At 62.6% G+C, this 9,592-nt stretch carries 22 protein-coding genes; 19 read left to right on the forward strand and 3 right to left on the reverse strand.

Features of this window, described 5'->3' with window-relative positions; genetic code table 11:
• Nucleotides 1–52 precede the first annotated feature (52 nt).
• From DQG15_RS01110 to DQG15_RS01120, 3 genes are all read right to left on the reverse strand, one after another.
• Nucleotides 53–418 (reverse strand): hypothetical protein, encoded by a 366-nt coding sequence (locus DQG15_RS01110; RefSeq protein WP_116082058.1) that lies wholly within the window; start codon nt 416–418, stop codon nt 53–55.
• Nucleotides 384–830 (reverse strand): Panacea domain-containing protein, encoded by a 447-nt coding sequence (locus tag DQG15_RS01115; protein WP_116082059.1) that lies wholly within the window; start codon nt 828–830, stop codon nt 384–386. Before DQG15_RS01115 ends, DQG15_RS01110 begins: the two co-directional genes overlap by 35 nt.
• 130 nt (nt 831–960) lie before the next feature.
• Complete coding sequence (locus DQG15_RS01120; RefSeq protein WP_157968853.1) at nt 961–1,617, reverse strand: S24 family peptidase; 657 nt, start codon at nt 1,615–1,617, stop codon at nt 961–963.
• 85 nt (nt 1,618–1,702) lie between these two features.
• Here DQG15_RS01120 and DQG15_RS01125 point away from each other — a divergent pair, with 85 nt between their 5' ends.
• The 19 genes from DQG15_RS01125 (at nt 1,703) to DQG15_RS01190 (ending at nt 9,566) form a co-directional block, all read left to right on the forward strand.
• Nucleotides 1,703–1,906 (forward strand): hypothetical protein, encoded by a 204-nt coding sequence (locus DQG15_RS01125; protein WP_116082063.1) that lies wholly within the window; start codon nt 1,703–1,705, stop codon nt 1,904–1,906.
• Nucleotides 1,903–2,058, forward strand: coding sequence for a hypothetical protein (locus tag DQG15_RS18025; protein ID WP_157968854.1), 156 nt, complete (start codon nt 1,903–1,905; stop codon nt 2,056–2,058). The genes DQG15_RS01125 and DQG15_RS18025 overlap by 4 nt, the downstream gene beginning before the upstream one ends.
• A gap of 99 nt (nt 2,059–2,157) precedes the next feature.
• The gene (locus DQG15_RS01130) at nt 2,158–2,640 is read left to right on the forward strand and encodes a hypothetical protein (protein ID WP_157968855.1); all 483 of its coding nucleotides are present in this window, start codon (nt 2,158–2,160) and stop codon (nt 2,638–2,640) included.
• A complete protein-coding gene (locus DQG15_RS01135; protein ID WP_116082066.1) occupies nt 2,640–2,834 on the forward strand; it encodes a hypothetical protein in 195 nt (64 codons plus the stop codon). Before DQG15_RS01130 ends, DQG15_RS01135 begins: the two co-directional genes overlap by 1 nt.
• A complete protein-coding gene (locus DQG15_RS18030; RefSeq protein ID WP_157968857.1) occupies nt 2,831–3,004 on the forward strand; it encodes a hypothetical protein in 174 nt (57 codons plus the stop codon). Before DQG15_RS01135 ends, DQG15_RS18030 begins: the two co-directional genes overlap by 4 nt.
• The gene (locus DQG15_RS18035) at nt 3,001–3,174 is read left to right on the forward strand and encodes a hypothetical protein (RefSeq protein WP_157968858.1); all 174 of its coding nucleotides are present in this window, start codon (nt 3,001–3,003) and stop codon (nt 3,172–3,174) included. Before DQG15_RS18030 ends, DQG15_RS18035 begins: the two co-directional genes overlap by 4 nt.
• The gene (locus DQG15_RS01140) at nt 3,171–4,088 is read left to right on the forward strand and encodes a DNA cytosine methyltransferase (protein WP_198665045.1); all 918 of its coding nucleotides are present in this window, start codon (nt 3,171–3,173) and stop codon (nt 4,086–4,088) included. The genes DQG15_RS18035 and DQG15_RS01140 overlap by 4 nt, the downstream gene beginning before the upstream one ends.
• Nucleotides 4,085–4,396, forward strand: coding sequence for a hypothetical protein (locus DQG15_RS01145; protein ID WP_116082067.1), 312 nt, complete (start codon nt 4,085–4,087; stop codon nt 4,394–4,396). The genes DQG15_RS01140 and DQG15_RS01145 overlap by 4 nt, the downstream gene beginning before the upstream one ends.
• The gene (locus DQG15_RS01150; RefSeq protein WP_116082069.1) at nt 4,393–4,605 is read left to right on the forward strand and encodes a hypothetical protein; all 213 of its coding nucleotides are present in this window, start codon (nt 4,393–4,395) and stop codon (nt 4,603–4,605) included. The genes DQG15_RS01145 and DQG15_RS01150 overlap by 4 nt, the downstream gene beginning before the upstream one ends.
• A gap of 154 nt (nt 4,606–4,759) precedes the next feature.
• Nucleotides 4,760–5,488 (forward strand): DUF1376 domain-containing protein, encoded by a 729-nt coding sequence (locus tag DQG15_RS01155; protein ID WP_116082070.1) that lies wholly within the window; start codon nt 4,760–4,762, stop codon nt 5,486–5,488.
• The gene (locus DQG15_RS18040; protein WP_157968859.1) at nt 5,485–5,805 is read left to right on the forward strand and encodes a hypothetical protein; all 321 of its coding nucleotides are present in this window, start codon (nt 5,485–5,487) and stop codon (nt 5,803–5,805) included. The genes DQG15_RS01155 and DQG15_RS18040 overlap by 4 nt, the downstream gene beginning before the upstream one ends.
• Entirely contained in the window at nt 5,802–7,253 is a 1,452-nt protein-coding gene (locus DQG15_RS01160; RefSeq protein WP_116082072.1) for a bifunctional DNA primase/helicase, read from the forward strand. Before DQG15_RS18040 ends, DQG15_RS01160 begins: the two co-directional genes overlap by 4 nt.
• Nucleotides 7,253–7,759 (forward strand): single-stranded DNA-binding protein, encoded by a 507-nt coding sequence (gene ssb, locus DQG15_RS01165; RefSeq protein WP_116082073.1) that lies wholly within the window; start codon nt 7,253–7,255, stop codon nt 7,757–7,759. The genes DQG15_RS01160 and ssb overlap by 1 nt, the downstream gene beginning before the upstream one ends.
• Before the next feature lie 2 nt (nt 7,760–7,761).
• The gene (locus DQG15_RS18045; protein WP_157968860.1) at nt 7,762–7,935 is read left to right on the forward strand and encodes a hypothetical protein; all 174 of its coding nucleotides are present in this window, start codon (nt 7,762–7,764) and stop codon (nt 7,933–7,935) included.
• Between the two features lie 11 nt (nt 7,936–7,946).
• Nucleotides 7,947–8,264, forward strand: coding sequence for a helix-turn-helix domain-containing protein (locus DQG15_RS01170; protein ID WP_116082075.1), 318 nt, complete (start codon nt 7,947–7,949; stop codon nt 8,262–8,264).
• On the forward strand, nt 8,261–8,473 hold the full coding sequence (locus DQG15_RS01175; RefSeq protein WP_116082076.1) for a hypothetical protein: 213 nt from the start codon (nt 8,261–8,263) through the stop codon (nt 8,471–8,473). Before DQG15_RS01170 ends, DQG15_RS01175 begins: the two co-directional genes overlap by 4 nt.
• Before the next feature lie 323 nt (nt 8,474–8,796).
• Complete coding sequence (locus DQG15_RS01180; protein ID WP_116082078.1) at nt 8,797–8,979, forward strand: hypothetical protein; 183 nt, start codon at nt 8,797–8,799, stop codon at nt 8,977–8,979.
• Entirely contained in the window at nt 8,972–9,316 is a 345-nt protein-coding gene (locus DQG15_RS01185; RefSeq protein WP_116082080.1) for a hypothetical protein, read from the forward strand. The genes DQG15_RS01180 and DQG15_RS01185 overlap by 8 nt, the downstream gene beginning before the upstream one ends.
• Before the next feature lies 1 nt (nt 9,317).
• Nucleotides 9,318–9,566, forward strand: a complete 249-nt coding sequence (locus DQG15_RS01190; RefSeq protein WP_116082082.1) for a hypothetical protein — start codon at nt 9,318–9,320, stop codon at nt 9,564–9,566.
• Nucleotides 9,567–9,592 lie beyond the last annotated feature (26 nt).

Here is a 9,592-nt window from a genome sequence, read left to right on the forward strand (position 1 = left end):
TGCGCTCGGGAGCCTGACATCTATGGCGTCGGGGCTAAGGCCCCGCCCGGCGTCAACCCCCGGGCTTACCTCGGCTCGTCATCCAGTGGAACAGCGCGCCGATCATCTGGACGGCCCAATCAACCCCAAGCCGCTGCGCTATCCCAACTAATAAAATGAGTTGCAGCATAAAGACTGGGGCGAACAGCCAAGAGCCGCTGACTGCCTGAATGGCGATCACGTCGAACGATATCGCCACGCCACAGATCCAGTAGAACCGCTCCTCTCGACGCTCCTCTTTCTCGGCGTCAAGATCGGTTTCCAGCTTCGCGATATTCTCCATCAGCGGCGTGGCATTGAGCGTCTCAAGCGCGCCGCCTGTAGAAAACTCGGGAGATGCGGTCTTAGGCTGCGGTCCCTCGGGCGGCTCGGTACTCATCAATCATGTCGTCCGTAGGAATGGGGTTGTGCCGCAGCCCCGGCGCGTACCGTCGCGCCCAAGCTCCGTTCGTGGAGTGCGTCTTAGACACGAGCTGACCGGCCGTGAGGTGCCGCAGGTTGCCCCACGCCAAGTCAAGCATCTCCGCTTCATCCGTGCCGCCGATGCCCGTAGTGCCCCAGAAGATGTTGGGAATGGGCTTTGCCCCGAAAGCTTTGCAGCGCCGGTAAATTGATGGAAGGACCGGGCCGTAGTCCCATGCCTCAAAGTCCTCATCGACAAGACGACCGAAGCCTTGGCCGACGAAGTTGAGGTCTGCGAGGTACAGAATTTTTTGCAATTTTAGGTTGCTAATGAGCCAGCCGCTGCGCTCACAGAGGTGCCGAGCGGCATCGATTGATCTGACGGTCATGATCCCCCCTCTCTGCTTCCCGTGGGCCTCATAGTAACACGATAATTGTGCGCGGTATCGTAAAAATCAACTCACCCCGCCACCTTCCTCACCGCCTCGGGCGGCAGGTTGAACCGGACGCGGGCGGGGCTCATACCTTCCGTCCGTACCAAAGCACCTTGCCCACCGCCGTGACGTCGCTGATCCTCATGTCTAGCGGCGGGTAAAGGTCGCGATTGTCCGATATGACCATGATATGGTCGGGCTTCGCTGACCGTCCAATGCGCTTGACGTGGAGGGCCGTGTTGAACCTTAGGACGAACAGGCCGTCATAGCTGATGTCCGTCTTATGGCCGTCTAGCAGGACGATATCGTCATCCAGCAGCGTGGGCTCCATACTCTCCCCCTTCACCGAGATGATCGAGAGCTTGTCTGTCGGCCCTTTGGTGATCTTTCCCAAGTAAGCGGGCGGGAACGCGAGGCTGTGCGACTCGTACTCCTCATCCACAATCGCTCCGTCGCCCGCGCTGGCCTCTACGTCGTACACCGGCACGAGAGCGGTATCAGCCGGTGGTTGGTCTCCTGGCTCAACGCGCTGAAGAGCAGGTGTATCGGCACGCGGCGGCGTGCTCGGGCTCAATGCGGCCCTGAGAAGCTCTGCGTTCTCTGCGGATGTTGAGGATCCTTCACGGCGCTTGAGCTTGTTGAGGGTGTCGTAAGACACGCCTGACCTGCGAGAAAGCTCGGCTACAGTCATGCCTGTCTCCGACAGGTATTCAAGGACTTGATCTCGCAGGGTCTTGGTCATGTGCCCAATAACCCGAGAATCTGGTCCACAGTCCAATGGCCAATTGTCCTTGACGTCAGGTGGCCAATAGGCCAGATTACGGGACATGAACACTCATGACCTCCTGAGCCGCATCGACGCCTACCTCAGCCAGACCGGCATGAGCGAAGCGACCCTTGGCCTTCGCGCCCTTAACAACAGCCGCTACGTCGCTCGTCTTCGAGCGCGCGCGGAGAAGGACGCAGAAGCTCACCGTGATCTTCTCAAGTTCATGCAAGAGAACCCGGAGAAGATCAGGGGCGCAGCATGATGCGCTTCCTCTTCCTGCTTGGCCTTGGGCTGTCGGTTGACCTGTTCGCCGAATGGTATGCTCCGCATCCCGGCCCGGACTGGAACCTCGGGGCGGCCGCAATCGCCGGCGTCATTACCGGCTGGATGACTGCGATGAGTCGCGCCGCATGACCCCCTCAGTACATCTCCGATCCGCTGCCATGTGCTCGTTCTTTCCATGCTCTGGATATGGATCGGCACTCGTCAAGCATCAAAACAAAGGTGTTCTCCATGTCTAATCGCAGGTCGAAGCTCGAAGCGCTGATGCGCGGCATGGTTGAGCGCTCCTTTGAGCGCAAACACGGCCTCGCCGCTGCCGAGATGGAGTCGTGGGCCTCCGGGACCGAGGTCTCGCTGGAGGCTGCCGACAAGGGCGCGTTCTCGCGCAAATTCCACGGCTCGCGCGACTGGTCGTTCCTCGACGTCATGGCGTTGCAGGAGCTGTCCGGATCCACGCGGATCACCGACGCCTTCCTTGCCGACTCGCCCTCCAACCCTGAGCGCGTGCTCCCCACACTGCAACAGGCGACCAACCTTCTTCGCGAGAGCGGCGAGGCCGTCGCTGAAATGATGGCGCTGGAAAGCGGCACGGGGTCCGTGTCCAAGACGCGGGCGGAGTTGCTGGAGGCCCGCGAGGAGATCGACAAGGCACTCGCCAGTCTCGACGCAATGGCCGCCTGCGCCCCCGTCCCGCTGAAGAAGGGGGCCGCGTGATGGAGTGCGCAGCCATCACCATCGAAGTGAAGCGCGGCGGCATTCGTAATGGATGGATGCGTGCGGTCGTGCGTGACGATGACGGGATTACCTACGTCGGCCCGTATAGGCCGAATGAAAGCACGGCCCTGCAAGACGGCCAAGCGCGCCTGTCCACCGCGCTCTCACCCCAGATCCAGCGGGTGTCGTCATGAGCATCCTCGCCACCATCTGCGTTGTCTTCACCTGGCAGGGTGACTGCGTCCAGTCCGTCACCTTCACCGCCTCTGCCCCATGGTCTGACGCCTCCTGCGTCGATGCCCTGCCGGAGCGGGTGCGCCCGTTCGTGCTGGCCTGCACCAAGGTGCGGGAGGTGCGGACATGAACCGCGCCGCCGCTATCGCCGCCTACCAGAGCGCCAAGGCCCGCCGGGACACCCGAGGCCAGAGCGCCGCCCGCAAGGCCGCCTACGTCGCAACGCACGAGATCCTGGCAAGGGGTCCTGCCGGTCCCGTCCGCCGCGTCCTGCGCAAGCTCACGAGGTGGTGGGCATGACCGATATGTCGAAGCTGCGCGTCCTCGATCTTTTCAGTGGCATCGGCGGGTTCTCTCTCGGGCTGGAGCGCACCGGCGGTTTTGAGACCGTTGCGTTCTGCGAGATTGAGCCGTTCCCCCGTCGCGTCCTGGCAAAACACTGGCCTGGAGTCCCGTGCTATGAAGATGTCCGAACCCTCACAGCCGACGCTCTGGACCGAGACGGAATTGGCGTCGATGTCATCACCGGAGGCTTCCCCTGCCAAGACCTTTCCGTCGCAGGACGGCGCGCTGGCCTCAACGGCGAACGGTCCGGCCTCTGGTCGGAAATCGTCCGCCTCATTCGCGAGTTATCACCATCCTACGTCATCGTGGAGAACGTCGCAAACCTGCTTAGTGGCCCTAGCGAGCAGCGAGGGGGATGGTTTGGCCGTGTTCTCGGAGACTTGGCCGAATGCGGGTACGATGCGGAATGGGAGAACATTCCTGCGGCGGCCTTGGGCGCTCAGCATCGTCGCGAAAGGGTCTGGATTGTTGCCTACGCCTCGCAAGATCGACGGGAGATCAGCAGGGGCGGGGACGTCGGATGCGTGTTTGATACGGCGCGGGAGCTCTGGCTTTGGGTGGAATCTTGCGGAGCACGTTCAAGCCGAAGCGCGGGGGCTTTGGCCGACGCCGACGGCCTCAGACACTCGCGACCGCGGGCATCTCGGCATGCCTTCAGTCAAGCGAAGGGCGAGGATCGGGAAACAATTAAGCCTATCCATGGTGGTCTCGGAGACATCTGGCGCACTGAACCCGACGTGGGTCGAGTGGCTGATGGGGTTCCCCAGCGGGTGGACCGACTTGCAGGGCTCGGAAACGCCGTCGTCCCCCAGATCCCGGAGCTGATCGGCCGCGCCATCCTCGCCTCGCGCAGAGGGGTGGCGGCATGAGACGCGCCGCAAAAGTGGATTCGAACCAGAGCCGCATCGTCGCTGCCCTCCGCAAGATCGGCGCATCTGTGCAGCCGCTCCATGCAGTAGGCGGGGGATGCCCTGACCTTCTCGTCGGCTTCCGAGGCTTGAACCGAGTGATCGAGGTGAAGGACGGTGACAAGCCGCCCTCAGCGCGCAAGCTGACGCCCGATCAGGTCGAATGGCACGGCGCCTGGAGAGGGCAAGTCGATGTCGCGAAGGACGAGGACGAGGCGTTCGCAATCCTCGGCATCGGCGCCGCCACAGAGGCGAGGCGCGAGCCATGATCCACGCCCGCACATCCACAGGCAAGCACGCCATCGGCATCGCCTCTCACAAGGGCACTCACGGCGGTAGGTGCATCAAACTGAGTGGCCGCGACGGTCGCGCGGTCCTGGAGATCCGCGACGAGCAGCAATGGCGGGAGATCCTGAAGGGGCTGTTCGCAGAGGGGCAGGGGCTCGGCTGGAGCCTCGGCAAGGAGGGCACGGAATGACGCGAGAAACAGACAACTGGCGCAGCATTGGTGAGATCGCCGCCGAACTTGTCGAGCGGTCCCTGCGCCCCGCGGACGCAGCGCCCCCCGAGCAACATTCTGAGCGAGGCGCCAGTGAGTGCGCCGCCCAATCCGAAACAGATGAGGTGGAAGCATGAGCGAACAGCCATTCATGCAGCTCTATGTCGGCGACTACCTCGCCGATACGCTCGACCTGACCACCGAGGAGCACGGCGCATACCTGCTTCTTCTGATGACGATGTGGCGCCACAACGGCAAGCTGCCCAACGATCACCGGAAGCTGGCTCGGATCGCACGCGTTCACCCCCCAAAATGGAAGCGAGTCTGGGCAGGGATTGAGCATTTCTTCGTCGTCTCAGGGGACGTGGTTACGAACAGAAGGCTCGCCAAGGAGATGGAAAAAGCGCGCCTTAAGTCCGCTTCAAGAGCAGAAGCGGGGGCAAAGGGAGGTCGCGCTAAGGCGCTGAAAAATAACGAACAGGCCGAAGCAAATGCTACTGGTTTGCCAAAGCATTCTTCAGAAGTCAGAGATCAGACAGAAAAAGAAGAACCTATCGGTTCTTCCAAAAAGCGGGGTTCCAGGCTCACCGAAGATTGGCGTCTTCCGCTGGACTGGGGGCGGTGGGCTGTCGAGCAAGGCATGGACGAGTTCTCCGTCCGGCGCGAGGCAGACCGCTTCCGCGACTACTGGATCGGCGTTTCTGGAAAGAACGGGGCCAAGCTGGATTGGCTAGCAACGTGGCGAAACTGGATCCGCAAGGCGCTGGATGATCGGCAAGCGAAGACGGACCGCCATCAGCCTGTAGGCCGGCAAGGCTACGTTAACGCTGGCGCCTTCGGCATGATCCCGGAGGTCGGATGATGGACCTCGACCGTTGGGCCGAACGATCGGCCATCATGGAATTCGACGGTGGGCTAAGTCGCTTCTCGGCAGAGACCGAAGCCGCCCGCGCTCAGGGATACCAGCGCCACGAGGTGATCAATGCTTACCGCAAGCGAAATTCTCCATCGTCACGGGATCAGCGTCAAACGGCAGCAAGGAACGCAGCGTGCCACGTGCCCGGAGTGCAGCCCCTTTCGCAAGAAGAAGCGGGACGACTGCCTGAGCGTGACATTCAAGCCGGACGGGGTGGTTTGGAACTGCTGGCACTGCGGAATGAGCGGGGGGCAGTTCTTTGACCAAGGACGTTCAGACGTGGCTGACCGAGGTTCGGCGTCTCGACCCTGTCTTGATCGAGGCAATGGGGGTCGGCCGCAAGGATCATCCCGGCATCCAGGGCGAGGCGGTCGCTTTCCCGTATCGCCGTCACGGGAAGCCCTACGCCGCTAAGTTCCGTTCCGTCGAAGGTAAGGACTGGAGGTCCAGCCAGGGCGTGTCGCGGGGCCTCTACAACGAGGATGCCCTGCGCAGCGGCAAAAGCCCTATCGTCATCACGGAGGGCGAGATCGATTGCCTGAGCGTGGTGCAATCTGGTTTCGACCGCGCCGTTTCATTGCCTGACGGATGGACGAAAGACGACGGCAAGCGCGAAGCCATCATCGAGGCCGAGAAGCTTCTACGGGACAGCCCGTATGTGATCGTCGCTGGGGATGACGATGAGGCGGGGCACGGCCTGCCTAAGACGATCGCGAACATCCTGGCGGGACACGATGTGCGCCGTGTCCAATGGCCGGAGGGCTGCAAGGATGCGAACGACGTACTCGTCAAGTTCGGTGAGGGCGAGGTCGCTCGGTGCCTGACGGAGGCGGTGCGCGTTGACCCCCCCGGCGGCTTTGTCACCGGCATCTCGGATATGCCTCCGCTGCCCGAGCGGCGTGTCCTGCGCACTGGCATGTCCCCCTACGACTTCGTGATCGCTTTCGAGGTCGGGGCGATGTCGGTCGGCACCGGCACGCCGGGCGCGGGGAAGTCCACCTTCACCAACTTCATCGCCTACCACGTCGCCCGGCATGAGAACATCAAGGTCGGTATCATGGCTTTCGAGACGCATCCCTTTCAGGTGCGAGACCAACTCGCCCGCCTCCACGCCGGAACCCCGTGGGACCAGATGACGGTTCATCACAAGAGGCAGACGGCTGCCGAGTTGGATGAGTTCTTCAAGGTTGTTCACCGGACCTATGAGGACGACGAGAACCCTCACGGGCACAATCTCGGCTGGCTCAAGGACATGATCTACACGCTGGCCGTCCGCGACGGATGCAAGCTGATCATCGTGGATCCGTGGAACGAGCTGGAGCACATGCCGGCGCCCGGCGAGAGCCTGACCAACTATATCAACTTCGCGCTTCAGCAGATCAGGACGTGGGCGGAAAAGTTCGACACCCACATCTGCGTCATCGCGCACCCGCGCAAGATGCAGACGGTCGGCAAGCCGCAGTCCCCGACCGGGTACGACATCGCCGACAGTGCCGCTTTCGCGAACAAGCCCAGCCTCGGCTTCTCCGTCCACCAAGAAGAGGACGAGTGCGGCGACCAATACGTGCGGATCACCGCATGGAAGGTGCGGAACACGCAGCTCTACGGCTTCGCCAAATCCAGCACCCGACTGACCTTCATGCCGGAACTGATGAGCTACCGGAAATACGAAAGCAACGCGGCGTTTAAGCCGAAAAAAGGAGCCAACTGATGGCCGGATCCGTGAACAAGGTAATTCTGATTGGAAATCTGGGCCGTGACCCCGAGGTCCGCACGTTTCAGAACGGTGGCAAGGTCTGCAACCTGCGGATCGCCACGTCTGAGACCTGGAAGGACAAGAACACAGGCGAGCGCCGTGAGCGGACCGAATGGCATTCCGTGGCGATCTTCTCGGAGCCGCTCGCGCGCATCGCCGAGCAGTACCTGCGCAAGGGGTCCAAGGTCTATATCGAGGGCCAGCTCGAGACGCGGAAGTGGCAGGATCAGTCCGGCGCCGACCGCTATTCGACGGAGGTAGTGCTGCGGCCCTTCGCGAGCACGCTGACCATGCTGGACGGCCCGAGTGGCGGCGGATCAGGCGATGGCGACCGCTCCGACGACCGCGGCGGCCAGCAGTCCGGCGGCTACGGCGGGGGAGGCTACGGCAGCGGCGGGGCGCCCGGCGGCGGGCAGGACTTCGATGACGAGATCCCGTTCGCCTGTGACCGGAGGCTCTGATCATGACCGAAGATCAGGAGTTAGCAGCCTACGACGCCTACGCCGAGATGATGTCCAGCGCCGCCGAGATGGATGCGCAGGCGGGCCAGATGGAGAGCGCAGCCGAAAAACTCCGGCGTCGTGCAGCAAATGCCCGGGTTAAAGCATCCGACATGCTCGACAAGTTTGTGAAGTAGGGGGTTCACCAATGATAATCACCGCCAAAGACGAGGACGACCTACGCAAGAAATGGATGGCCGGCATCCCGAGCGAGTTTCGCTTCCGGGGGTGGCCCAGCACCGTCCGCCGAGCCAGCGAGTCCAAGTCCATCCGCCGGGCCTTGCAGGCGCTGGAGGCTGCCTCCGAGCCCCTGTCCGTCAGGGAGGTGGCCCGCATCATCGGTCGCAACCGAGGCACGGCGAGGACGGTTTTGGTGCGGCTGGTCAGCGATGGCCGCGCCGTCTCCTCGGAGCGTGAGTACAGCAAGAACGTGTTCATCACCGTCTACGCGAGGGCCAAGCGATGAGCCTCACCCACGAAGAGCGCACCGCCATCGCCGCATATCCCGAGGACGCCGTCCAGCGCATCCCGAGAGGGCAGAGCGGCCTACCCTTCGATCTGGGGCACTGGAAGGACCGCGCCGTCGGCGTGAGGCACGGCGTGATCGCGGGCCGGCAGGCGAAGTTCAAGGCAGCGGCCCGGAAGCGGGCGCGGAGACAGGAGGGCAGGGGATGACGCGCAAGCCTAATGTATGGCGTGGCCTCGTATTCAAAGGCGGCAAGCAAGTTCGGTGCGTCGTCGCCGGAACCCAAGACCAGGTCGTCAAGGCGGCCGGAGTGACAAAGCATGAAATTCGAGGGTGGTGGAGCAAGACCCAAAATCCCCGCGATATAGAATTGGCAATGCAAAACCCCGGGTGTGCAGTTTTCCCGGGTGAGCTCTCTCGTACCGACGCCACAGCACCGGAGCGGATTTGGGCGCACCATTGGGCGGCGGCTGACCCTGCGCATCCTTTCGAGGGGTGGTGGCATTGCGATAAGGGAGCCGCTGGCCCTGGAATGTCGTCACAGGGCTACGTCCGCGCCGACCTCGTGGACCGCCGCATAGCGGAGGCGGTGGAGGCGGAGCGGGAGCGGTGCGCGCGGATGGCCGAGAACACCGATGTGTCGGGAACGCTCGCGCCTAAAGCAACTATTGCCGCCGCCATCCGCTCCCACACGGGAGGGCAGGGCGATGAGTGATCTGGCGAAGCGCCTGCGCCACGCGATGGCGACCATGATGAACGATGACTATTCGAGGAACAATACTGAGGAGCGGAGGCGGTTCCTCGACCGCTTCCAAGCGATGGAGAAAGCTGCCGACCACATCGAAGCCCTAGAGGCGGAGAACGCGCGCCTCCGGACAGATGCACTGAAGCTCTGGGAGACCGCGGCTTCGGTGTCGATGGCAGCAGAACATGGCCTTGATACGTCATTCTCCGATTATGACGAGGAAGCGCTTCGCCGGGCGTTGGACTTCCTGTCCGCCGTGATGACGCGAGAGACGTACGCCATCCTCTCCCCACAGGAGGGCGGCTAGCATGGTCGATACAGACCTGAAGAAAGACCTCGATGAAATGCGGCTGCGGGTCGCGCTTTCACCGGCATCCGCAGAAAGCCGCCGAGGTTGGCTGCGACTGCTCAAGCACATCGAGCAGAGCGCCGAGCAGGACCGCACGTCGCTGGAGCGGCTGAGGCAAGCGCATCGTCTTATGAACAGATCAGCGGCCATGTTCATCGCCTCGATGTTCGTCGCCGCATGGGCCGTCAGGTTGGTGATGGCACAATGATGGACCTTCAGAACAGAGAGGCCCCC

It is taken from the genome of Tropicimonas sp. IMCC34011, from assembly GCF_003390865.1.
Lineage (GTDB): Bacteria > Pseudomonadota > Alphaproteobacteria > Rhodobacterales > Rhodobacteraceae > Tropicimonas_B.